This is a genomic window from Pseudomonas sp. GV085, from assembly GCF_003050925.1.
Taxonomy (GTDB): Bacteria; Pseudomonadota; Gammaproteobacteria; order Pseudomonadales; family Pseudomonadaceae; genus Aquipseudomonas.
On the sequence record NZ_QAOV01000002.1, the window covers coordinates 411,187 to 436,067 of the forward strand.

General features: G+C 61.0%; 14 protein-coding genes and 1 pseudogene. 11 read left to right on the top strand and 4 right to left on the bottom strand.

Translation table 11 applies throughout. The features are described 5' to 3' along the window. The first annotated feature begins 99 nt into the window (after window positions 1-99). On the top strand, window positions 100-879 hold the full coding sequence (locus C8K63_RS05755) for a TSUP family transporter (protein WP_108215810.1): 780 nt from the start codon (window positions 100-102) through the stop codon (window positions 877-879). Here C8K63_RS05755 and nudC read toward each other — a convergent pair. Together nudC and C8K63_RS05765 are read right to left on the bottom strand one after the other, a co-directional pair. After that, window positions 847-1,677 (bottom strand): NAD(+) diphosphatase, encoded by an 831-nt coding sequence (gene nudC, locus C8K63_RS05760; protein ID WP_108215811.1) that lies wholly within the window; start codon window positions 1,675-1,677, stop codon window positions 847-849. The two genes, C8K63_RS05755 and nudC, sit on opposite strands and share 33 nt — an antisense overlap. A 6-nt stretch (window positions 1,678-1,683) precedes the next feature. Continuing rightward, the gene (locus tag C8K63_RS05765; RefSeq protein ID WP_108215812.1) at window positions 1,684-2,496 is read right to left on the bottom strand and encodes a crotonase/enoyl-CoA hydratase family protein; all 813 of its coding nucleotides are present in this window, start codon (window positions 2,494-2,496) and stop codon (window positions 1,684-1,686) included. A 559-nt stretch (window positions 2,497-3,055) separates the two neighbouring features. Here C8K63_RS05765 and glgA point away from each other — a divergent pair. The 10 genes and pseudogenes from glgA to C8K63_RS05815 all read left to right on the top strand — a co-directional run bounded on the left by glgA (window position 3,056) and on the right by C8K63_RS05815 (window position 19,065). Further along, window positions 3,056-4,639 (top strand): glycogen synthase GlgA, encoded by a 1,584-nt coding sequence (glgA, locus tag C8K63_RS05770; protein ID WP_108215813.1) that lies wholly within the window; start codon window positions 3,056-3,058, stop codon window positions 4,637-4,639. A 12-nt stretch (window positions 4,640-4,651) separates the two neighbouring features. Continuing rightward, window positions 4,652-6,448 carry a malto-oligosyltrehalose trehalohydrolase gene (gene treZ / locus C8K63_RS05775; protein WP_108215814.1) on the top strand — a complete coding sequence of 599 codons (1,797 nt, stop codon included), beginning with the start codon at window positions 4,652-4,654 and terminating at the stop codon, window positions 6,446-6,448. Continuing rightward, window positions 6,445-8,523 (top strand): 4-alpha-glucanotransferase, encoded by a 2,079-nt coding sequence (gene malQ / locus C8K63_RS05780; RefSeq protein WP_108215815.1) that lies wholly within the window; start codon window positions 6,445-6,447, stop codon window positions 8,521-8,523. The genes treZ and malQ overlap by 4 nt, the downstream gene beginning before the upstream one ends. Then, complete coding sequence (locus tag C8K63_RS05785) at window positions 8,520-11,315, top strand: malto-oligosyltrehalose synthase (RefSeq protein ID WP_108215816.1); 2,796 nt, start codon at window positions 8,520-8,522, stop codon at window positions 11,313-11,315. The genes malQ and C8K63_RS05785 overlap by 4 nt, the downstream gene beginning before the upstream one ends. A 21-nt stretch (window positions 11,316-11,336) precedes the next feature. After that, window positions 11,337-11,657, top strand: coding sequence for a DUF2934 domain-containing protein (locus tag C8K63_RS05790; RefSeq protein ID WP_108215817.1), 321 nt, complete (start codon window positions 11,337-11,339; stop codon window positions 11,655-11,657). Between the two features lie 193 nt (window positions 11,658-11,850). Next, entirely contained in the window at window positions 11,851-14,013 is a 2,163-nt protein-coding gene (glgX, locus tag C8K63_RS05795) for a glycogen debranching protein GlgX (protein ID WP_108215818.1), read from the top strand. Window positions 14,014-14,228: 215 nt separating this feature from the next. After that, window positions 14,229-14,987: a PIG-L deacetylase family protein gene (locus C8K63_RS05800; RefSeq protein ID WP_108215819.1), complete on the top strand. Its 759-nt coding sequence runs from the start codon at window positions 14,229-14,231 to the stop codon at window positions 14,985-14,987. A gap of 78 nt (window positions 14,988-15,065) precedes the next feature. Next, the gene (locus C8K63_RS05805; RefSeq protein ID WP_108215820.1) at window positions 15,066-15,866 is read left to right on the top strand and encodes an endonuclease/exonuclease/phosphatase family protein; all 801 of its coding nucleotides are present in this window, start codon (window positions 15,066-15,068) and stop codon (window positions 15,864-15,866) included. Between the two features lie 99 nt (window positions 15,867-15,965). Next, window positions 15,966-16,103: pseudogene (locus C8K63_RS05810) on the top strand (autotransporter outer membrane beta-barrel domain-containing protein); the annotation flags it as partial. Window positions 16,104-16,191: 88 nt separating this feature from the next. Then, window positions 16,192-19,065, top strand: coding sequence for an RHS repeat domain-containing protein (locus C8K63_RS05815; protein ID WP_256594901.1), 2,874 nt, complete (start codon window positions 16,192-16,194; stop codon window positions 19,063-19,065). 72 nt (window positions 19,066-19,137) lie between these two features. On the opposite strand, the gene glgB is transcribed toward C8K63_RS05815, so the two are convergent. Together glgB and treS are read right to left on the bottom strand one after the other, a co-directional pair. Further along, a complete protein-coding gene (gene glgB, locus C8K63_RS05820; protein WP_108215821.1) occupies window positions 19,138-21,369 on the bottom strand; it encodes a 1,4-alpha-glucan branching protein GlgB in 2,232 nt (743 codons plus the stop codon). A 2-nt stretch (window positions 21,370-21,371) separates the two neighbouring features. Beyond that, on the bottom strand, window positions 21,372-24,713 hold the full coding sequence (gene treS / locus C8K63_RS05825) for a maltose alpha-D-glucosyltransferase (RefSeq protein WP_108215822.1): 3,342 nt from the start codon (window positions 24,711-24,713) through the stop codon (window positions 21,372-21,374). Between the last annotated feature and the right edge of the window lie 168 nt (window positions 24,714-24,881).

Sequence of the window (24,881 nt, forward strand, 5' to 3'; positions counted from 1 at the left end):
GAGCAGGCTCGCTCCTACATTGGTTTTGTGTTGTTCGGGTGGGTAAGATGTCGCCCCTTCCCCGCAGTCCTTCCTGCACCCGCCGAATAAGCCGATCCCATGCCTTTCGAACTCAGCGTTGACCTCTCCACCCTGGCCATCCTGGCCCTTGTCGCTTTTGTTGCCGGTTTCATCGACGCCATCGCCGGTGGCGGTGGTCTGTTGACCACTCCGGCTTTGCTGACTGCCGGCCTGCCGCCGCACCTGGTGCTGGGCACCAACAAGCTCAGCTCGACCTTCGGTTCGGCGGTTGCCAGTTTCACCTTCTACCGCCGCAAGCTGTTCCATCCCGCGCAATGGATGCACGCCATCATCGGCACCCTGGTCGGCGCGCTGACCGGTGCCGTGGTCGCGCATTACCTGCCGGCGGAATGGCTGAACAAAATGCTGCCGGTGATCGTCTTCGCCTGTGGCGTATATCTTTTGTTTGGCGGCACGCCGAAAGCGCCAGTGGACAGCGATGCACCGATCAAGAAAAAGTGGCAGTCGACCCAAGGCTTCAGCCTCGGCTTCTATGACGGCGTGGCCGGTCCCGGCACGGGCGCGTTCTGGACCGTGAGCAGCCTGCTGCTCTACCCCATCGACCTGGTGAAAGCCAGCGGTGTGGCGCGCAGCATGAACTTCGTCAGCAACGCGGCAGCGCTGTCGATCTTCATCTTTTCCGGTCAGGTGGACTGGATCATTGGCCTGTGCATGGGCTCGTCGTTGATGGTCGGCGCCTTCTTCGGCGCCCGCACCGCCATCAGCGGCGGTGCGAAATTCATTCGCCCGGTGTTCATCACCGTGGTGCTGGGCCTGACCGTGCGCCTAGCCTGGCAGCACTGGTTCAGCGTGGCCTAAACGCCGCGCCACATAGAGGTCGATCAGGTAACGGGCAATCGAGCGTGACGCCGGCAACGGCGGCAGCTCGTGCACGTTGAACCACTGGGCGTCCTCGATCTCGTCTTCCTGACAGACGATCTCGCCGCCGGCGTATTCGGCATGAAAGCCGAGCATCATCGAGTGCGGGAACGGCCAGCACTGGCTGCCCATGTACTGGATGTTCCTGACCTCGATGCTCACCTCTTCGCGAACTTCGCGAATCAGGCAGTCCTCGGCCGATTCGCCCGGCTCGGCAAACCCGGCCAGGGTGCTGTAGACACCCGGCACAAAGCGCGGCGAACGCCCCAGCAGAATCTCGTCGCCGCGGGTCACCAGCACGATCATGCTCGGTGAAATCCGTGGATAGCTGCGCAGTTCGCACGGCTGGCAATACATTGCCCGTTCGCGCGGCACCTGAGTCATGGCCTGGCCGCAGTTACCGCAAAAGCGATGTTCACGGGCCCAGGTACCGATCTGCGCTGCGTAACCAAGCACCTTGTAGAGCGTGTGATCACCCTCCAGCATGAACGCCCGCAGGCCTTTCCAGTTGCAGCCCGGCACTTCGCTTTGACTGCGCAGCTCCAGCAGATAGACCGGCTCGCCATCGAGATGACCGATGCCATGCTCGGCGAGAATCGGCAAATCCTGGCGCTTGAGCCATTCGCGCGCAAACAGCGCGCCATTGTCATCGAACAGAAAACCTTCGGGGCTGCGCGCGACAGCCCAGCCGCCGGGTTGGTCGGTGTCCAGTACTGCAGTGGTCCAGCGAGGAATCATGGTTAATCAATCCAGAAATTCGGGTTTCTGTTTGCTCATATGGGCGGCCATGGCCACGCGCAGATCGGTGGATTGCAGCATGGCGGCGTTCCAGGTAGCGATGTATTCGAGGCCGTCATCGATGCGATGGTCGCGCATGTAGCCGATCATCTCTTTGGTGCCGGTGACAGCGATCGGCGACTTGCCGGCGATTTCGCGGGCAATGCCCATGACGCCGTCGAGCAGGCTGGCGTTGTCGCTGTAGACGCGATTGACCAGGCCCATGCTCCGCGCCTCGTCGGCGCCAAACGTGCGACCAGTGTAAGCCAGTTCGCGCAGCATGCCGTCACCGATGATCCGCGGCAAGCGTTGCAACGTGCCGACGTCGGCGGCCATGCCGATGTCGATTTCCTTGATCGAAAACTGTGCGTCCTCGGCGGCATAACGCATGTCGCACGCGGCAATCAGGTCGATGGCGCCACCCAGGCAGTAACCCTGAATCGCCGCAAGCACCGGTTTGCGGCAGTTATCGACGGCATTGAACGACGCTTGCAGGGTGAGGATCTTGCGCCGCAACAGGCGCGCATTGCGTCCGACGTCCTTGCCCAGTTCATTGGCCACGCCCGCCAGCATCATCAGGTCGATACCCGAGGAGAAATGCTTGCCTGCGCCGCTGAGAATCACCACGCGCACTTCATCGGTGTCGTCGATCCACTGGAAGATCTCGACGATCTCGCTCCAGAACGCAGCGTTCATCGAGTTGATCTTCTCCGGGCGGTTGATCTGCACATGGGCGATTTTATCGACCAGTTCGACGTTGAACGCGCTGTACCGAGACATGCCAGTGATCCTTTTGCGGGCAAAAATGAGGCCCGAACTATAACAAGGCACCAAGGTGGGCAGTAAGGCAGTGGTTCGGCCAAATGCGGGACTGGCCAGACTGCACCTTAACAGTGCACCACCACCAAAACGTAGCGCACATTTATGTGACGGCCCCGTGACTTTTTGCGGCCAAAACGCAAAAAAACATGCACTTCGTCGGGGCATTTGCACCTCGACCAGGCACGTCCGTACCGCTACAAACCGATTGTCGAACAATTTTGCCATCCGGCCTTCACCGCTCTAAGTTCTGGCCTAGACTCATTTTCTCGAGACGAAACCGACCGGTCACAAAGTGGAAAAATAGTCGAAACTTTTTCCAATCCCGATCGGTCCTCTGAAAAGACGGTGCGTTGCGACTGGTGCAATCTTTGCAGTGGCTCATTCACCCATTCTGCTTCAGCGCATTGGGCAGCGCTTGCTCACCGATGCGTAGCGCGTTTGCGCCCGGCCACGGAAATTGGCCATGGAACACCGTTTGCCAGACCTAAGAATTAGATCAACAACACGGGAGATTCATATGACCAGTACGGCTATGGAAATACAGGGAGAGCGTGCTCATCAGGTTGGTGAGTCGAGCGCCGTAACTGCCGCAAACACCCAACCCGTCAGCGTTCCTGGCACCCGGACGCTGACCCCGGTAGCCAACCGGAATCCGAACCGTAAAAAAGTCTTGTTCGTCACCTCGGAAATCGCCGACCTGGTGAAAACCGGCGGCCTGGGCGACGTTTCCGCGGCGCTGCCGCGGGCCATGGCCCATCTGCACGATGTGCGGGTGTTGATCCCGGGTTACCCGCAGGTGCTGCACAGCGAGAACCCCATCCATATCATCGGTGAGCTTGGCGGTCATGCTGCGTTGCCACCGTGCAAGATCGGGCGCATGGACATGCCCGACGGTTTGGTCATATACGTACTGATCTGCCCCGAACTCTACGAGCGCGAAGGTTCGCCCTACGGCGCCAACAACGGCCGCGACTGGCCGGACAACCATATCCGTTTCGCCCGCCTGGGCCTGGCGGCGGCCGATATTGCCGCCAACCTCGCGCAAATCCACTGGTGCCCGGACCTGGTGCACGCCCATGACTGGCCGGCCGGTCTGGCCCCTGCTTATATGCACTGGCGTGGACAGCGCACGCCCACCCTGTTCACCATCCACAACCTGGCGTACCAGGGCGTGACCAGCCTGGGTTCGTGCCCCGAATTGGGCATCCCCCATCACGCGCTGCAGCAAGAAGGCATGGAGTTCTACGGCAAGATGTCGTTCCTCAAGGCCGGCATGGCCTATTCGAGCCACATCACCACGGTCAGCGCGACCTACGCCCAGGAAATCACCACCCCGGATTTCGGCTGCGGTCTCGACGGTTTTCTCGCCGCCAAGACCCAGCAAGGCCTGCTCAGCGGGATTCCCAACGGCATCGATGAAAGCTGGGATGCGGCGACCGATCCGCACCTGTTCTGCCCGTTCAGCATCGGCGACTGGGAGGGCAAGGCCGTGAACGCTGCTCATGTCCGCGAGCTGTTCGGCCTGGAACATTCCGAAGGCCCACTGTTTGCAGTGGTCTCGCGGCTGGTTTATCAGAAAGGCCTGGACCTCACCGAGGCGGTCTCTGAATACATCGTCAAAAACGGCGGACAGATCGCGATCATCGGTCGCGGCGAGCCGGAAGAAGAACAGGCCATGCGTGAACTGGCCCTGCGTTTCCCCGGGCAGATCGGCGTGCGCATCGGCTTCAACGAAACCGACGCCCGGCGCATGTTCGCCGGCAGCGACTTCCTGCTGATGCCGTCGCGTTACGAGCCGTGCGGCCTGAGCCAGATGTACGCCCAGCGCTTCGGCTCGTTACCGGTGGCACGCAATACCGGTGGCCTGGCCGACACCATCGAGAACGGCGTGACCGGTTTCCTGTTCGATGAATCCACGGTGCAGAGCTATCAGGAAGCCCTGAGTCGCGCATTCAAGGTTTTCGCCTTTCCCGACCTGCTGCACGCCATGCGCTGCCGGGCCATGGCCGCGCCGTTCAACTGGTGCAAGGCGGTCGAACCCTACGCCGAACTCTATGAACGGCTTGTGGCGAAAGCGTTGGGGAAATCGAACAAACAGTAAGAGGCTTTCAAGATGCCGTTAAGGACCCTTGAGACCTGGCCTCACGGCGCAATCATGCTGGACGCAGAGCACACGCGATTTGCGTTGTGGGCGCCAGATGCGTTCTACGTCAGTGTCGAACTGGAAAATGGACAGTCCTTGCCGTTGCTGCCCCAGGCCGACGGCTGGTTCGTGAGCAACACCCGATGCCCGGCAGGCACGCGTTACCGCTACAGCATCGACGGCGAACTGGAAGTGCCCGACCCCGCCTCCCGCGCTCAGGCCGGCGGCATTGACCAGCCCAGCGTGGTGGTCGATCCGTTGGCCTATGCGTGGCAACACAGTACCTGGCTGGGACGACCGTGGAACGAAGCGGTGATATATGAGTTGCACGTCGGTGCGCTCGGCGGCTTCACTGCCGTCGAGCAGCATCTGGCACGCCTGGTCGAACTGGGTGTCACCGCGATCGAACTGATGCCCATCGCGCAGTTTCCCGGTGAGCGCAATTGGGGCTATGACGGCGTCCTGCCCTACGCGCCCCAGGCGTCATACGGCTCACCCGAGCAGCTCAAGCACTTGATCGACACCGCCCACGGCCACGGTCTGGCGGTGATTCTCGACGTGGTCTACAACCACTTCGGCCCGGATGGCAATTACCTGCATCGTTATGCCAGTGCTTTCTTTCGCGAAGACCGACACACGCCCTGGGGCGCAGCCATCGACTTGCGCCGTCGCGAAGTACGGGACTTCTTCATCGAAAACGCCTTGATGTGGCTGCTGGAATACCGATTCGACGGATTGCGCCTGGACGCGGTGCACGCCATCGAAGACCCGGATTTTCTTCAGGAACTGGCGCGACGGGTGCGCCAGCAGACGGGACCGGCGCGGCATGTCTGGCTGATGGTCGAGAACGAACACAACCAGGCCAGCCTGCTCGAACAGGGTTACGACGCGCAATGGAATGATGACGGCCACAACGCCCTGCACGTATTGCTGACCGGCGAAACCGACGCCTATTACGCCGACTACGCGCAAAACCCCACCGAACAACTGGCGCGCTGCCTGAGCCAGGGTTTCGTATTCCAGGGCCATCTCAACCGCCATGGTGTGGCGCGCGGTGAGCCCAGCGGGCATTTGCCGCCCAACGCCTTCATCCTGTTTTTGCAGAACCATGACCAGATCGGCAATCGGGCGTTCGGCGAGCGCCTGCATCAACTTGCCCACCCGCAAGCGCTGCGGGCCGCCACGGTGTTGCTGCTGCTGTCGCCGATGATTCCATTGCTGTTCATGGGTGACGAGTTTGCCGTCGAACAACCCTTCCTGTTTTTCACCAGCCATCACGGTGAATTGGCAATACAGGTACGCGATGGCCGGCGCAACGAGTTCGCGGCGTTCAGCGCGTTTGCGGACCCGCGTCAACGCGAACACATTCCGGACCCGAACGATCCGCAGACATTTGCAGCGTCCCGCCCTGTCCTGCCCTCGATCGGCCACAGCGAGATGCACGACCTGTACTGCCGACTGTTGCAGATCCGGCACCGGCTCATCGTCCCGCACTTGCCGGGCACCCAGGCACTGGGCGCCGACGTGCTGGGCGAAGGCGCGGTCAGTGCAGCCTGGCGATTGGGCGATGGCAGCCAACTGCGCATTGACCTGAACCTCAGCGACAGGCCCGTAGGCCACACCTCACAGACCGGTGCCGCGCGGTTGTTCGAATACCCGCCAGAGAGCGCCGGCCTTCTGGACCAAGGCACCCTTGCCCCGTATTGCGCGCTCGTCAGCCTCGCCGCCGCAGCCCCTTTGCTACCCCCGTATGGAGAGCGTCCATGAGTGATGCGCAACTGGAAATCCTGGCCAGCCGTGCCGGCCTCGCGGTCGACTGGATCGACGCCAACGGTCGCCCGCAAAAAGTCGCGCCTTCAGTGTTGCGCAACGTGCTGAGCGGCCTTGGCCACCCGGCCGGCAGTGCCCAGGAAATCGACGCCAGCCTGCTGGAATTGCAAACGGCGCAACAGACCCATCACTTGCCGCCATTGATCACCGCCGATGTGGGGATGGGCCTGGACCTGGCGCGTTATTTCGAGCCCCAGACCCCTTGCGAAATCCACCTCGAAGACGGTTCGCGGCTCAACCTGAAACTGGACGCCAACGCGGTGCTGCCGGGGCTGGTACCGGTCGGCTATCAACAGGTCAGCATCGACGGACAAACTTTCACTCTGGCGGTGGCCCCGTCCCGTTGTTACAGCGTGGCCGACGCCGTGGATAACCCCATTCCTCGTGCCTGGGGCCTGAGCGTGCAGTTGTACGGATTGCGCCGCCCCGGCGATGGCGGGTTTGGTGACACTCAGGCGCTGGAAGACCTCGCCCGGGTGGCCGGCGAGCGTGGCGCCGAGGCGCTGGCGATCAGCCCGTTGCATGCGATGTTTTCCAGTGACACCCAACGCTATAGCCCGTATTCGCCGTCCAGCCGTTTGTTTCTCAATAGCCTTTACTGTGCCCCCGGCACCATTCTCGGCGAACGCGCCCTGCGTACCGCCATCGATGCAACCGGCCTGGCCATTGAACTCAAGGCGCTGGAAGAACGTCCGCTGATTGACTGGCCGGCCGCCGCCGAAGCCAAGTATCGGCTGCTGCAGTCGCTGTACGAAGGCTTCGTCCAGGGTGAACATCCGTTGCACGAAGACTTCAGCAGTTTTCGCCACGCCGCGGGCGAAGCGCTGGAAAACCACTGTCGCTTCGAAGCCATCCAGGAGGCGCGCGCCGCCCGCGGTGAACACCTCGACTGGCGGCTGTGGCCCGAACCCTGGCGCAACCCGCGCAGCGCCGAACTGGCGGCATTCGCCGAAGAAAATGCCGGGCGCATCGGCTTCTTCGCCTTCTGCCAGTGGCTGATCACGCGCTGCCTGGAGCGCGCGCAAACCGCCGCCCGCGCCAGCGGCATGAGCATCGGCCTGATTGCCGACCTCGCCGTCGGTGCCGATGGCGGCGGCAGCCAGGCCTGGAGCCGCCAGGACGAACTGCTCGCCGCCCTCACCGTCGGGGCGCCGCCGGACATTCTCAACCGCAGCGGCCAGGGCTGGGGGATTTCCGCGTTCTCCCCCGAAGGCCTGGTACGCAATGGTTTCCGTGCCTTCATCGAAATGCTGCGGGCCAATTTCGCCCATTGCGGTGGCCTGCGCATCGATCACGTCATGGGGCTGCAGCGTTTGTGGGTGATCCCCAACGGCTCGCCGCCGGCCGACGGCGCCTACCTGTATTACCCGGTGGACGATCTGCTGCGTCTGCTGACCCTGGAATCCCATCGTCACCAGGCCATCGTCCTCGGTGAAGACCTCGGTACCGTGCCGGACGGCCTGCGGGAAAAACTCATCGCACGTTCGATACTCGGCATGCGGGTGTTGCTGTTCGAACAGGACAACACGCACTTCAAGCCGATCCTCGATTGGCCGGACAACGCCCTGGCGACCACCAGCACCCATGACCTGCCCACCCTCAACGGCTGGTGGCATGGCCGCGATATCGACTGGAACGCCCGGCTCGGCATGATCGATGCCAGCACTGAAATCGAATGGCGCCAGCACCGCGAGCGCGAGCGTGAGGGCCTGCGCCGGGCGTTGAGCCAGGACCCGCAGAACTTCCGCGAAGAGTCCCACGAAACCGACCAGGTGCTCGATGCCAGCGTGCGCTTCCTCGGCCATACCCGCTCGCCGTTGGTGCTGCTGCCACTGGAAGATGCCCTTGGCGTGGAACAACAGGCCAATCTGCCGGGCACCATCGATACTCACCCGAACTGGTCGCGGCGCTTGCCCGGATACAGTGAGGCCCTGCTCGATGGAGCGGATGCCGCGCGGCGTCTGGAACTGCTCGCCTGTGCGCGACTTCAGGCGGCCGAGCGTGATCGATGACTCAAGTGCCAAGCCGACCACTGCGCGCCACGTTGCGCCTGCAATTTCATAAAGGCTTCACGCTGGAAGATGCAGTGCCACTGGTGCCGTATTTCGCCCGTCTCGGCATCAGCCATGTCTACGCCTCCCCACTGTTGCGCGCGCGCGCCGGGTCGATGCACGGCTATGACGTGGTGGACCCGACAAGGGTCAATCCGGAGCTGGGCGGTGAGACGGCGCTGCGCAGTCTGGTCGGCGCCCTGCACGGGCACGACATGGGGTTGATCCTCGATATCGTCTCCAACCACATGGCGGTCGGCGGCAGTGATAATCCCTGGTGGCTGGATTTGCTGGAGTGGGGGCGCCTGAGCCCCTACGGCGAGTTTTTCGACATCCAGTGGCACTCGCCCGACCCGTTGATGGAGGGCCAGTTGCTCCTGCCGTTTCTGGGCAGCGACTATGGCGTCGCGTTGCAGGACGGCACCCTGCCCCTGCGCTTCGATGCCTGGCACGGAAGCTTTCATGTCGAGTACTACGAACACCGCTTTCCCATTTGCCCCTGGGATTACGGCGAGCTGCTCAAGGTCGATGCGCCGCTCGATACGCAACAGGCCGAACAACTCAAATCCCTGGCCGATCGCTTCAGCACCCTGAGCTACCAGACCGATGCCCACAGCCTGGCGCAACCGCTGAAAGCAGAACTACGCGACCTGGTCGGCGATCCGGCCATTGCCCAAGCCATTGACCAGCACCTGAAAAACTACGACTCAGTGACCGGCGAAGGCTTCCAGCGCCTGCACAACCTGCTGGAGCGCCAGAGCTACCGCCTGGCCAGTTGGCGCACCGCCGCCGATGACATCAACTGGCGGCGCTTCTTTGATATCAATGACCTCGGTGGGCTGCGCGTCGAGCGTCCCGCCGTGTTCGAAGCCACCCACGCGAAGATCTTCCAACTGGTGGCTGAAGGGCTGATCGACGGGTTGCGCATCGACCATATCGACGGCCTTGCCGACCCGCGGGGCTACTGCCGAAAACTGCGCCGTCGGCTCGACAGCCTGTCCGCGGGACGCCACCTGCCCATCTATGTCGAAAAGATCCTCGGTGAAGGCGAGAGCCTGCCTGGTGACTGGTCGGTGGATGGCACCACTGGCTACGAATTCATGAACCAGTTGTCACTGCTGCAAACCGACCCCAAGGGTGCGCAGGCGCTGGCCGAGCGCTGGAAGCGTCACAGCGGGCGGTCCGCCGACTTCTCCCAGGAAGCACAACTGGCCCGTCAGCAAATCCTCAATGGCTCCCTCGCCGGGGATTGCGAAAGCGTCGCCCAGGCGTTGCTGCAAGTGGCCCGAGACAATCTCATGACCCGTGACCTGACCCTCGGGGCCATTCGTCGGGCCTTACAGGCGTTGATCGTGCATTTCCCGGTGTACCGCACCTACATCAGCCCCCTTGGCCGGTCAGCCCAAGACGAGGTGTTTTTCCAGCAGGCCTTGGCCGGTGCCCGGCAAACCCTGGGCGAGGCAGACTGGCCGGTGCTCGACTGCCTGGCCGGCTGGCTCGGCGGTGAGCCCTGGCGGCGGCGCCCGGCCGGTCGCCAGCGAAAACGCCTCAAGCACGCCTGCGTACGTTTCCAGCAACTGACTTCGCCGGCCGCGGCGAAAGCGGTCGAGGACACCGCGCTCTATCGCTCGGCGATCCTGCTCTCGCGCAACGATGTGGGGTTCAACACCGAGCGGTTCAGTGCGCCGGTTGCCGACTTTCATCAAGCCTGCATCGAGCGCCTCGACACCTTCCCGGACAATCTGCTGGCCAGCGCCACCCACGACCACAAGCGCGGGGAAGATTCACGGGCACGGCTGGCGGTATTGAGCGAGCGCAGCGACTGGTACGCCGACCAGATCGGTCTGTGGCGCACCCTCGCCCGGCCACTGCGCAGTGACGATCAAGTGCCGTCGGCGGGCGATGAGTTGATTCTGTACCAGACGATCCTCGGCAGTTGGCCTCTGCAATTGCGTTTCGATAATCCGCTGGCGCTCGAAGACTACGCAAAACGCCTGAAGCAATGGCAACGCAAGGCCCTGCGCGAAGCCAAACTGCAAAGCAGCTGGAGCGCGCCCAATGACACTTGTGAGCAGGCGAGCGAGGACTTCATCCAGCGCCTGTTGCTCAGCCCCGAAGGTGAGCTGTTGCGTACGGCCCTGGCCAAGGCTGCCCGTTCGATTGCCGTGCCCGGTGCACTCAACGGTTTGGCGCAAACCTTGCTGCGCATGACCGTACCCGGCGTGCCGGATCTGTATCAGGGCAACGATTTCTGGGACTTCAGCCTGGTCGATCCGGACAACCGTCGCCCGGTGGATTACGCCAGCCGCCAGCAGGCACTGCAGCAAGCGGTGGACCTGTCAGACTTGTTGCTGAACTGGCGTGACGGGCGCATCAAGCAGGCCTTGATTGCGCGCACCCTGGGTTTGCGTGCCGAGCATGCCGAGCTGTTTCGGCGTGGCACTTACCAGGCCCTGGAAGTGGTGGGCAGCGAGGCCCATCGAGTGCTGGCTTTTGTCCGTGAACGGGAGGGAAAACGCGCCATCGTGATTGTGCCGATACGTTGTGCCGAGCTGCTGGAAAACGGTGCCGAACCACAGGTCCACGCGCCGCTGTGGGGCGATACCCGGGTCAAATTGCCGTTCACCGTCCCTGACGAAAATCTGAAGGGACTTTTTTCCGGCGTCGCAGTCACACAACACAGGGAGCTGCTGGTCAGCGCCGCGCTGGGGGATTTCCCGGTCAATCTCTTTATTCAAACTACCCACACTTGAGTTCAGTTCAGGAGCATTGCGATGAGTACCGACGATAAACGCATCCGCGAATTCGCCTATCAGATCTGGGAATCCGAAGGAAAACCCGAAGGCCAGGAAGCCCGCCACTGGGAGATGGCGCGCAAACTGGCAGAAGCTGAAGCCCTGGCCCCCAAAAAACCAGCCAAGGCAGCGGTGATTAAAACCCCGGTCAGCAAAACGGCCAATGGCAAGGCTGGTGAGAGCAAAGTCGCTGCGCCCAAAACCAAGGCCAAGCCGGCAGCGGCGTCGAAAGTAATCCCGCCGGGAGAAAAGACCGCCGAGAAAAAGTCTCGGGCTGCGCGAAAACCGCCAGCAGTTTGAGACTGTCCTGACAGGGCTTGTGAAGAGTCACCATGAATATTGAGCCTTATGGCCTCATCGCGAGCAGGCTCGCTCCCACAGGGGATCTGTGTCGTTGAAAAGTTTGCGGCCCGTTCCCGATAAATGTGGGAGCGAGCCTGCTCGCGATGGCGGCGTGCCAGTCGCCATAGGTTTTGAGTTTGCAGGAGCACTTATGACCAGCCCAAAGAAAGCCGCAGCGCCTCCCCCGCGTGCCGAAGCCACGCGAATCCGCGAAGGCCTGCCCTTCCCGCTGGGCGCCACCTGGGATGGGCTGGGCGTCAACTTCGCCCTGTTTTCCGCCCATGCCACCAAAGTTGAACTGTGCCTGTTCGACGACACCGGCGAGGTGGAACTCGAGCGCATCGAACTGCCCGAATACACCGACGAGATCTACCACGGCTACTTGCCCGACGCCCATCCGGGGTTGATCTACGGCTATCGCGTCTACGGCCCCTACGATCCGGCCAACGGTCATCGCTTCAACCCCAACAAACTGCTGATCGACCCCTACGCCAAACAACTGGTCGGCAAGCTGAAATGGTCCGAAGCGCTGTTCGGCTACACCATCGGCCACCCCGACGCCGACCTCAGCTTCGATAAACGGGACAGCGCGCCCTTCGTGCCCAAATGCAAGGTCATCGACCCGGCGCACACCTGGGGCCACGATCATCGCGTCAGCGTGCCGTGGGACAAGACAATCATCTATGAAACCCATGTGCGCGGCTTCAGCATGCGTCACCCTGCCGTCCCCGAAAACCTGCGCGGTACCTTTGCCGGGTTGATGGTCGATGACGTGGTGGAGCACATCCGCAAGCTCGGCGTGTCGTCCGTGGAACTGCTGCCGATCCATGCGTTCGTCAACGACCAGCATTTGCTGCACAAGGGCATGACCAATTACTGGGGCTACAACAGCATTGCGTTCTTCGCCCCCGATCCGCGTTACCTGGCCAGTGGCAAGATTGCCGAATTCAAGGAAATGGTCGCGCACCTGCACGAAGCCAATCTGGAGGTGATCCTCGACGTGGTCTACAACCACACCGCCGAGGGCAACGAGCAAGGCCCGACCCTGTCCATGCGCGGTATCGACAACGCGTCCTACTACCGCCTCAAACCCGATGACAAGCGCTTCTATATCAACGATTCCGGCACCGGCAACACCCTGGACCTGAGCCACCCGTGCGTACTGCAAATGGTCACCGACTCCTTGCGCTACTGGGCCTCGGAAATGCACGTGGACGGTTTCCGCTTCGACCTGGCGACCATTCTGGGGCGTTACCACGACGGTTTCGACGAACGCCACAGTTTCCTCGTGGCCTGCCGCCAGGACCCGGTGTTGCGCCAGGTCAAACTGATCGCCGAACCCTGGGACTGCGGCCCCGGTGGTTATCAGGTCGGCAATTTCCCGCCGGGCTGGGTCGAGTGGAACGACAAATTCCGCGACACCGTGCGCGCCTTCTGGAAAGGCGACGATGGGCAACTGGCGGATTTCGCCAGCCGCCTGACCGCTTCGGGCGAAATGTTCAATCAGCGTGGCCGCCGCCCCTATTCATCAGTGAACTTCGTTACCGCCCATGACGGCTTCACCCTCAACGATCTGGTGTCGTACAACGACAAGCACAACGAGGCCAACGACGAAGACAATCAGGACGGCAGCAACAACAACCTGTCGTGGAACCATGGCGTCGAAGGCCCCACCGACGATCCCGACATCAACGCATTGCGCCATCGGCAGATGCGCAACTTCTTCGCCACCCTGCTGCTGGCCCAGGGCACGCCGATGCTGGTGGCCGGCGACGAATTCGCCCGCACCCAGGACGGCAACAACAATGCGTACTGCCAGGACAGCGAGATCGGCTGGGTCAACTGGGACCTCAGCGAAGACGGCAAGGCCCTGCTCAAGTTCGTCAAACGCCTGATCAAGTTGCGCCTGACCTACCCGATCCTGCGGCGCGGGCGTTTCCTGGTGGGTAATTACAACGAGGACATCGGCGTCAAGGACGTGACCTGGCTGGCGCCGGACGGCACGCACATGACCACCCGGCATTGGCACGATGCGCACAATCGTTGCCTGGGCATGCTGCTCGATGGCCGCGCCCAGGAAACCGGCATTCGCCGCAAAGGCGCCGACGCAACGTTGATGCTGGTGGTCAACGCGCATCACGACATCGTCAATTTCCGGCTACCGCAAGTGCCTGACGGTGGTTTCTGGACGTGCATGATCGACACCAACCAGCCGTCGGTCCACGGCCAGGAGCGCTTCGAGTTTGGCCACGAGTACTCGGTCACCGGCCGCTCGTTGCTGCTGTTCGAGTTGCAGCATGAGGAAGAAGAGTAACGAGGAGGTTGAAAAATCACGGAGCCACTGCCGTAGAGCGGAAAAATCATATTGGTTGAGTTCGCGATGCGACGAATAGCGTTACATGAGCAATACTCGATTCGCGGCCATCCAGGGTCGGGATTGTCGCACCACGCTATCCACCAGCCCTCACGGGTCGGCCGGGCTTGACTCGCGCACGACTGAGGGCGAAACACAACAAGGACGTAATCCCCATGAAATCCGTTTCCGTCAGCGAAGCCAGCCTGCCATCACACATCTGGAACAGTGCCCCGCAACTGGACAGCATCCCGGTCATCAGCACCCAATCCCTGGTGCCCACCGGCTCACGCGCGGTGCTCATTGCCCCGCACCCCGGCGATGAAGTCGTGACCTGCGGCGGCCTGCTGCAATTGCTCAGCAGCCTGGGCCACCCGCTGCAATTGATCTCGATCACCGACGGCAGCGCCAGCCATCCGGGCTCTCGGCAGTGGTCGGAAAAGCGCCTCAGTGTATTTCGCCCCCAGGAAAGCGTCGAAGCCATCCGCCGACTCGGGTTGCCGATGCACAGCCTGAAGTGGATTCGCGGCGGGTTTACCGACAATGCCCTGGTGGAACACGAAGAACAGATCGCCCGATTCATCGCGCGCTACCTGCGCCCCGGTGATGTGGTGTTCAGCACCTGGTGCGAGGACGGCAACGTCGACCACGACACCGTCGGCCGGGCCAGCGCCAGGGCCGCGGCCTACGCAGGGGCATCCTACAACGACGTACCGCTCTGGGCCTGGCACTGGCCGGCAAGGGACCGGGAGCTGATACCCTGGCATCGTGCGCGCAAGGTGCGCCTCGATACCTGGACCGTCGCCCGCAAGAGCCACGCCATCCACGCCTACGCCAGCCAACTCGACGGCGAACCGGCCATCGGCCTCGCGCCATTGCTGCCGCGGGCGTTGCTCGAGCGTATCCGCTTGCCTTATGAAATCGTGTTGATTTGAAGGCGCAACCCATCAGACTGAACTGCCTGCCGACGCATCAGTCGCATACATAAGCAGCCCTGAATCAGAGGAGTGGATGTGGCCAGTCATTCAAAACGGCAGGTAGCCCAATCAACGCCATTGAACACACCCACGGCGATTCATCGGCTTCGCGTGCTGACGGTCAACACCCATAAGGGGTTTACCGCACTCAACCGGCGCTTCATCCTCCCAGAGTTGCGTGAAGCAGTGCGCAGTACGTCGGCAGACCTGGTGTTTCTGCAAGAAGTCGTCGGCGAACACGACCAGTATTCCTCCCGCTACAACGATTGGCCACAAACCTCGCAGTATGAATTTCTCGCCGACAGCATGTGGGGCGACTTCGCCTATGGACGCAATGCCGTCTATCCCGACGGTCATCATGGCAATGCCTTGCTGTCGAAATACCCGATCCGCGAGTACCGAAACCTCGATGTTTCCATTACCGGCCCGGAACGTCGCGGCTTGCTGCACTGCGTACTGGACGTGCCGGGGCATAACGAAGTGCATGCCATTTGCGTGCACCTCAGCCTGCTGGAAAGTCATCGTCAGCTGCAGTTGCAGTTGCTCTGCCAACTCCTCGAGTCCCTGCCTGACCAGGCACCGGTAATCATTGCCGGCGACTTCAATGACTGGCAGCTGCAGGGCAATGCCGCCCTGGCCCGTCGCGATTATCTGCACGAAGCCTTCGAACGCCACCATGGCCGCCCGGCCAAAACCTACCCCGCGCGGTTTCCCTTGTTGCGCCTGGATCGCGTCTACCTGCGCAACGCCAGCAGCCACGAGCCGAAAATACTCGGGCACAAGCCGTGGACGCACCTTTCTGACCATTTGCCGTTGGCGGTGGAAGTGCATCTTTGAATCAGGTCGAAACCCGACAACGGGGACCCTTTGGTAACGTACGGGTTGAAACCGCTCTGATTCGAAGTTTTTTAACGATCCTTCGAACAAACAAGTTCCTCGACTGTCGGGCTGGGCCTGGTCGCCAGGGTGACACTGTTGGTGAGCCTGTACATCAGCGCCGACTACAGCAGCGACGTGGATGACAATGATTTGAACGGATTGATTGGCAGCCTGGGGGTGCGGATGCACTGGTAAAAACTGGTATTTCTTACAGTTTCCATGGCACTGACGGTGATGCATTGTGATGGGCACGCCACCCTGATCGAGGTCGTCACGGATGTTAATGGACCATGCGCATCACGGCACACCGGTTCTTGCGGTTTCAGATCCCCGTGGCCTGGGGATCAGGGCCATTCAATACCATCGGCGGCAGGCGGCCGATCCGCTTGAAGCGCGGGTGACGCATCAACGGTTCGATGCCGCCGGGCGGCCGCTGGCCAGCCGTGATCCGTATCTGTTTGCCTTGGCGCAGGACGATGCCTCGGTGCCGGCCAACCTTAGCCAGGTGTTCAGTTTGTCCGGCGTAGCGTTGTCGAGTGACAGCGTCGATTCCGGGTGGCGGGTGGCGTTGCACGGCGGGGCCGGACAACGCGTCGAGGCTTGGGACGGGCGCGGTAGCCACTCCCTGACTGAGTTCGATGAACTGCTGCGGCCGGTGGCAGTACATGAACGTGGTGAAGATGTCACCGAGCATGTGCTTGAGCGCTTCACCTATGCGGGGGTCGATGCCGTCGCGGCCTTGCATAATCTGTGCGGTCAATTGATTCGCCACGACGACCCGGCGGGGACGTTGCACCTTAATGATCTCGGCATCGCTGGCGCACTGCTACAACAGACGCGGCATTTTTTGCTCGAAACCAATCCCGTGAACTGGCCCGACAGCGTGCCCGCCCGCGATGCGTTACTTGAGCCCACTGAGGGCGCCATCACCGCGCTGCACTATGCCGCCAGCGGTGAACTGTTCCAGCAAATCGATGCACTGGGTAATCAGCAGCGTTTTACCTACACCGTCGCCGGTGAATTGAGCGACACGCGACTGACCTTGGCCGGTGGAGGCCAGACAGAACGGACGCTGGTCAGCGATCTTCGCTACAACGCCTCTGGCCAGATCGAGTCGGAAACCGCCGACAACGGCGTCGTCACCCGCCACCGCTACGAGCCTGCGGATGGCCGCCTCATCGGCCTGAGCGCCCACAAAGCCAACGGCACGCCGCTGCAGGATCTGAAGTACCGTTATGACGCAGCCGGCAATGTGCTGAGCCTCGAAGATGCCGCCCAACCGATCCGCTACTTCAACAACCAGCGCATCGAACCGATCAAGACCTACTGTTACGACACCCTCGATCAATTGATCGAAGGCACCGGATGGGAGGCAAAGACAGGGCATGGCGGTCCCGCCCTGCCCGACCTTCAGCCCTTGCCCATCGACCCCAACCAGGTTGCCCAGTACACCCAAACCTATCACTACGACGCGGGCGGTAACTTGCTGGAACTGGTGCACGCCGGCCCCCAACCTCAAGGCCGCACCTTGACCCGTGCCCGATACAGCAACCGTTGCCTGCCCGAACGTAATGGACGGCCGCCGACGGAAGCAGAGCTGGCCGTCGGTTTCGATGCCAACGGCAACCTGTGTGAGTTGCAAGCCGGCCAATCGCTCGGCTGGGACCTGCGCAATCAGCTGTCCACGGTGCGCCCGGTCGTCCGCGCAGACGGCAACGACGATTATGAACGTTACCTCTACGACGGCGGCGGCCAACGGGTGCGCAAGCTGCGTGCAAGCCAGACCAACGCACGCACACTGGTCAGCGAAGTGCGTTACCTGCCCGGCGTGGAAATCCGTACTCACAGCGGCACCGGGGAAATCTTTCATGTGATCACCGCCAGCGCCGGCAGCAACAGCGTGCAGGTGCTGCATTGGGCTGCCCAAAAGCCGGAGAACGTCACCAACGACCAGATGCGTTACAGCCTCAATGACCACCTGCAATCCAGCGCACTGGAACTGGACCAGAACGCCGACCTGATCAGCCAGGAATGGTATTACCCGTATGGCGGCACGGCTTGTTTCGCGGCCCGCTCGGCCACAGAAGCCAAGTACAAGACCGTGCGTTATTCAGGCAAGGAGCGGGATGCGACAGGGCTTTATTACTATGGGTTCAGGTATTACGCGCCGGGGTTGCAGCGGTGGATCAATCCGGATCCGGCGTGGGCGGTTGATGGATTGAATTTTTACAGGATGGTTAGGAATAATCCTGTTGCGCTGCATGACCCGGACGGGTTGTCACCACATGGAGATATGGCGCGAGAAATAATGGCATCGAAAAGCTTTGAGAAGTTTTACGCCAAAAATTCTGAGTTCGCGCTCAAGGCGATGTTAGAAACATATATCGAAAATGGACATGACCCGAAAATCGTTTCGAAAGCAATAGAAAGAGTTCGAAGAGAAATGAGTGCAATAGATGAGCGAGTTGCCGAACACATGAGTAATCTCGCCATCACCGTCCCCCAGAAAAAACTTGGAAAACCCCCGCAAGAATATACCTACATGAAAGAATTCAATGCCATCTATTCCACAAATCGTGGTTCAACAGCAATCAATAGCGCCATGAGAACGGGATCCCGGATTTCCATTAACGGTAAAGAAGTACTACGTGAATTAACAAGGCGGGTTGGAGACGAGGAGTTTTCTGGAAAGGCTGGCAAGGACAATGCAAGATTCATCGAAATTATTGCTGACGGCTTTAACCTGCACAACACCGAACAAATTAGCTACCGACTCTACAATCAAAGCAATTCAACAGCAACCACCTATTATCGCGGTCAAGACATATCAGCTGAAGGACTGGACAAACTTATCTCAGCAAAGGAAGAGGGGACCGTCTTTCATTCAAAGAGCTTTCTTTCGGTAACCAAGGAAAAGAGCATTGCTGAAAAATTCATGCATGGAACTATGCCACTCCTAATAGCGATTAAAGGGTTTAGCGCCTCGAATGTAATTTCCAGACTCTCGGTGCAAAGTGAAAAAGATTTAGTATTTACACCGCATGCAGATTTTGTAGTGACCAGTATCGGAAAACGCGAGAGCAACCAGAACCAATACGTTGTTAACCTTAAAGAGATACGAGGGCACACTGGCACTCGAACCGCAATGCCATATTAAAGCATTCAATGTAGCGCTGGAGTGTGGCACTGGGTTGCAGGCTCACTCCAGAGCTTCTACTTCAGGTCTGAATCACCCCTCCGGCCTTAACATCAACACCGCCAACGGCGGCAAATTCAGCACCAACGACAACCCCTGCCCATGGCTCGGCGTTTCCTCGGCCACTGCCCCGCCACTGTTGCCATAATTGGAACCAGCATAAATCGACGAATCGCTGTTAAGCACCTCACTCCACTGCCCGGCAAACGGCACCCCAACCCGATAAGCCTCACGCGGCACCGGCGTAAAGTTGGCGACCACCAGCACGGGCCGGCCGTCCTTGCTCCAGCGCATCCACGCATAAACGCTGTTGATCGCGTCATCGCCGATCAGCCATTGGAACCCCTGCGGCACATCGTCCTGCTCGTGTAGCGCCGGCTCTTCGCGGTACAAGCGATTGAGGTCAGACACCAGTTTCTGCACGCCCTTGTGCTCGGGGTATTGCAACAGGTACCAGTCCAGCTGCTGGTCGTGGTTCCACTCGCGCCACTGGCCGAACTCGCAGCCCATGAACAGCAGTTTCTTGCCCGGATGCGCCCACATGAAACTCAGGTAGGCCCGCAGGTTGGCGAATTTCTGCCAGCGGTCGCCGGGCATCTTGTCGATCAAAGAGTGTTTGCCGTGCACCACTTCGTCGTGGGAAATCGGCAGGATGAAGCGTTCGGACCAGGCATACACCAGGCCGAAACTCAGCTCGTTATGGTGATGGGCGCGGTACACCGGGTCTTGCTGGATGTAGTGCAGCGAATCGTGCATCCAGCCCATGTTCCATTTGTAGGCAAAGCCCAGGCCGCCCTGTTGCGTGCCCTGGCTGACGCCCGGCCAGGCGGTGGATTCTTCGGCGATCACCAGCGCACCGGGCGCTTCGAGGGCCACTACGTCATTGAGGTGGCGCAGGAAGTCGATGGCTTCCAGGTTCTCCCGCCCGCCATGGCGGTTCGGCACCCATTCGCCAGCCTTGCGCGAGTAGTCGCGGTACAGCATCGAGGCCACTGCGTCGACCCGCAGGCCGTCGACATGGAAATGCTTGAGCCAGTGCAACGCCGACGCCAGCATGTAGCCGTGCACTTCGGTGCGCCCCAGGTTGTAGATCAGCGTGTCCCAGTCCTGGTGGAAACCTTCCTGCGGGTTGCCGTACTCGTACAACGCCGTGCCATCGAACTGGGCCAGGCCGTGGATATCGGTGGGGAAATGCGCCGGCACCCAATCGAGGATCACCCCGAGCCCGGCCACATGGCAGGCGTTGACGAAGGCGGCGAACTCGTCCGGCGTGCCATACCGCGCACTCGGCGCGAATTGCGACAGCAATTGATAGCCCCACGAACCGCCGAACGGGTGCTCCATGATCGGCATCAGTTCGATGTGGGTAAAACCCAGGTCTTTTACATAGGGAATCAGTCGCTCGCTCAGTTCGGGCCAGGTGTACTGGCGGGCCACTTCGCCCAGGTCATCCAGCTCACATTGCCATGAGCCGGCGTGCAATTCGTAGATCGACAAGGGCGCAGTCACCCGGTGGCGGTCGCCCCGGGTCAGCATCCAGTCCTGATCCTGCCAGTCGACGTTCAAGGGTGAAGCGACTTTCGAGGCGGTGTCCGGTGGCAGGCTGGTGGCCAGTGCCACGGGATCAGCCTTCAACGGCAGAATGCCGTGGGCGCCGAGAATCTCGTATTTGTAGGTGTCCCCGGCTTGCAGCCGCGGGATGAACAACTCCCAGACACCGGTGGGATGACGCAAGCGCATCGGATGCCGGCGCCCGTCCCAGACGTTGAAATCACCGACCACCGACACCCGCCGGGCATTCGGCGCCCACACGGCGAAACGCACGCCGTCGACGCCATCCACAGTCTTGAGTTGCGCGCCCAGGCACGCACTGAGGTCGCGGTGATTGCCTTCGGCGAACAGATACAAGTCCATTTCGCCCAGCAACGGGCCGAAGCTGTAAGGGTCTTCGGCCGTTTGCTCTCCGCCGGCCCAATGGGTGCGCAGCAGATACGCTTGCGCACGCTGGAAATGCCCGACGAACAACCCCGGTGTCGCTGTGGCTTCAAGACTCCCAAGCGCTTCGCCCGAGTCCCTGGCCAGCACTTCTACACTCAGGGCGCCCGGCAGATACGCGCGAATGAACTGCCCGCCCATGCCATCGGCGTGCGGGCCGAGAATCGCAAAAGGGTCGATATGCTCGGCGCGCACCAATGCATTGATATCCCGCGTGCTGGGCAGCAGCGCTTCTTTGTGATGACCCTGTTCCTTGTTCGAGACACTCATGACTACTCTCCACCAAGATCGGAAAAGGGTTTGATCCCACTCAATAATCCATATAAACCGTGCAACGGCACGGGCAACCAGGTGGGGCGATTTTCCGCCTCATAGGCCACTTCATACGCCGCCTTCTCCAGACCGAACAGCGCCAGCGCGGCATCCTCGCCTTCTGGATCTTGCCATGCATGGGCAAGACTAGCTGCCGCCAGCCGATAAGCGTCGACAAATGCTTGCCGCGCTTCGCTCGAGTAGCGATCGGTGACCCGCAAGCGCGCGGCAGCGGCTGTCGCGGTGTTATCGACGCTCTGCACGTTGATCGCCATCGCCGCCGCATAGTCGAAGGAACGCAGCACACCGCTGACATCCTTGTACGGACTGTGTTTGCCCCGTCGTTCATGCAATGGTCGCGCCGGTTCACCTTCAAAGTCGATCAGGTAGGCATCGCCCTTGATCACCAGCACCTGCCCCAGATGCAGATCGCCGTGTACACGAATGCGCAGGCCACCCGCAGTCTTTTTGCCTAACGCTTGCACATGGCCGAGGATGGCTTTTTTGTTGTCCAGCAAATGGCTGACCAGAGTCTGGTCCGCCGGGTTCAGTTGATTTTTATGCTGCTTGAGCAAGTTCAACGCATGATCGACTTGCGCCGCGACATCCCTGGCCGAAGCCAGCGCCTCCTTCGGCGTGGTGACCTGCGGCAAGAAGTCCGGATTGGCACTCGGCGCTGCCAGTACCTGATGCATTTCTCCCAGGCGCCGACCGAGCATACCGGCGAAATCTTTCAGTTCGCCGAGCGCGTTGTAGTGTTGTTCCTGCTCGGACACGGCGTCGGCCAGCTCATCGCGCAGCGCCCGCTCGAGGTTGTTCTGCGTCCACTCCCAGGCGTCGCCCTGATTGTTCAGATAGCCTTGGGCGATCATCAGCAGGTTGTCTTCACCCGCCGCATCCCGGCGCACCACCGCACCCAGCAATGGCGAAATATTGCTGAACCCGGCGTTGGTCAGATACGCGCTCATTTCCAGTTCCGGATGCACGCCTGAGGCAACCTTGCGGATCAGCTTCAGCACCAGGCTGTTGCCGATCACCACCGAGCTGTTGGACTGCTCGGCCGACAGGTAGCGCACCGGGGACTCGGCATTGAGGCCGAGTTTTTCAAGTTCCGCGGTGGACTCGAAGCGAATGTCGCCATCACTGGATGCCAACACGGTGCCGGCCTGAATGCCCTGTAATATGGCATGCACAAAGGTGTCCAGGCTGAAGGCATCGGTGATCAGGCCAACCTGACGTCCACGCCGTACCCGCGACAACGCCAACTGGTGCGGCAACGGAGTACCGACCTGATCCTCGGAAATAAAGCCGAACGGCAACTGGTAGCGACTGACCTGGCCAGCGCTGGTGACTTTGATCTCACTGAACAGCACCGGATGCTGCGGATCGCCGAAACGCACGCCATAGGCCAGATCGACCTGTTGAATGGCAGCGTCCTTGCCGGCGAACCAGCGGCGGTTCTGCAACCAGTTCGGCAGGATGCTTTGCTCCAGTGTGGTGCGTGACGGCGCTTCGAGCAGCTCTTCCATGCGTTTTTTCAGCACCAGCGTGGTGAAGTCCGGCAGGCTTTGCGCGGGTTCCACGTGCCAGCTCGGCATCTGGTTTTCCGCGGCGAGGCCAAACCAGTAAAAGCCGTAAGGCGCCAACGTCAGAAGGAAATTCAGCTGGCCAATGGGCGGGAACGCGTTACCCCCGAGCATTTCCACCGGCACCATGCCGACGTAGGCCGACAAATCCAGCTCGGCGGCCTGGGCACTGCGCGACACATTGGCCACGCACAGAATGACTTCGTGCTTGCCATCCACCCCGGTGTATTCACGGGTGTAGGCCAGAATCCGTCGGTTGCTGGGTGAAAGCATCCTCAACGTACCGCGCCCGAAGGCCTTGGATTGCTTGCGCACGGCAAGCATGCGCCGGGTCCAGTTCAACAGCGAATGCGGATCGCCGGCCTGGGTTTCGACGTTGACCGACAGGTAGCCATATTGCGGGTCCATGATCGGCGGCAGCACCAGGCTGGCCGGGTCGGCGCGGGAGAAACCGCCGTTGCGGTCAATGGACCATTGCATTGGCGTACGCACGCCGTCGCGGTCGCCGAGGTAGATGTTGTCGCCCATGCCGATTTCATCGCCGTAATACAGGGTCGGCGTGCCGGGCATCGACAGTAGCAGGCTGTTGAGCAGCTCGACCCGACGGCGGTCGCGCTCCACCAAAGGTGCCAGACGGCGGCGAATCCCCAGATTGATCCGTGCGCGGCGGTCGGCAGCGTAGTAATTCCACAGGTAGTCGCGCTCCTTGTCGGTGACCATCTCCAGGGTCAGCTCATCGTGGTTGCGCAGGAAGATTGCCCACTGACAATTGGCGGGAATATCCGGGGTCTGGCGCAGAATGTCGGTAATCGGGAAGCGATCTTCCTGGGCCAGCGCCATGTACATGCGCGGCATCAACGGGAAGTGAAAGGCCATGTGGCATTCGTCGCCGTTCAGGCCTTTTTTATCGGTGTCGCCGAAGTACAGCTGTGTGTCCTCCGGCCATTGATTGGCCTCGGCCAGCAGCATGCGGTCGGGGTAGTTGGCGTCGATTTCGGCGCGGATCTTTTTCAGGACGTCGTGGGTTTCCGGCAGATTCTCGTTGTTGGTGCCGTCGCGTTCGATCAGGTAGGGGATGGCGTCCAGGCGCAAGCCGTCGATGCCCATGTCGAGCCAGTAACGCATCACCGACAGCACCGCCTTCATGACTTGCGGGTTATCGAAGTTCAGGTCCGGTTGGTGGGAGTAGAAACGGTGCCAGAAGTATTGGCCGGCGACCGGGTCCCAGGTCCAGTTGGACTTTTCGGTGTCGAGGAAAATGATGCGGGTGCCGTCGTATTTCTGATCGTCATCGGACCACACGTAGAAGTCCCGGGCGGCTGAACCTTTTTTGGCCTTGCGTGCGCGCTGGAACCAAGGGTGCTGGTCGGAAGTGTGGTTGATGACCAGTTCGGTGATCACTCGCAGGCCGCGTTTGTGCGCCTCGGCAATGAAACGCCTGGCATCGGCCATGGTGCCGTAGTCACTGTGCACGCCACGATACTCGGCGATGTCGTAACCGTCATCGCGCCGTGGCGAGGGGTAGAACGGCAACAGCCAGATGGTGTTGACGCCCAGGTCGGCGATGTAGTCGAGCTTGGCGATGAGGCCGGGAAAGTCACCAATCCCGTCGTTGTTGGAGTCGAAATACGATTTGACATGAACTTGATAGATCACCGCGTCCTTGTACCAGAGCGGGTCCTTGATGAACGTGGCTGCCTTGGGTTTCTTCGCCATGTGAAACTCCTGGTGAATTCGACTTGGCCACAGGCTGAGACTTCTGTGGCGAGGGAGCTTGCTCCCGCTGGGTTGCGGAGCAACCCTATGCCATTTGACAGGTGCACCGTGTTCAAAGGGATTACGACTGCTTCGCAGCCGAGCGGGAGCAAGCTCCCTCGCCACAGA